The organism is Liquorilactobacillus vini DSM 20605 (assembly GCF_000255495.1).
Taxonomy (GTDB): domain Bacteria; phylum Bacillota; class Bacilli; order Lactobacillales; family Lactobacillaceae; genus Liquorilactobacillus; species Liquorilactobacillus vini.
Genome location: NZ_AHYZ01000178.1, coordinates 1 through 235, shown reverse-complemented (window position 1 = coordinate 235; position 235 = coordinate 1). Strand labels below are relative to the sequence as shown.

Below are 235 nucleotides of genomic sequence, written 5' to 3'. Positions count from 1 at the left end.
AGATTACTTGGCTTATATTTAATAATTGCCCGGTTAAGAGTTTTTAGAACTAGTTCATTAGTCATGTTTAAACTAAGATCCCATGAAATAATTTTTTTCGTGTGCAAATCAAGAATTGATGAGAGATACAGCCAACCATCACGCAAGGTGTGAATATAAGTTATATCTGTTGCCCATTTTTGATTAATTGATTTAGTTGAAAAATCACGATCAATAATATTTTCCCGTTCTTCAA

The 235-nt window shown here is 30.6% G+C and carries 1 protein-coding gene; it reads right to left on the bottom strand.

Annotation, left to right across the window (positions count from 1 at the left end):
* Nucleotides 1-235, bottom strand: a 235-nt coding sequence (locus tag ON15_RS09735; RefSeq protein WP_010581305.1) for a DDE-type integrase/transposase/recombinase, incomplete at both ends; no start/stop codon positions are given.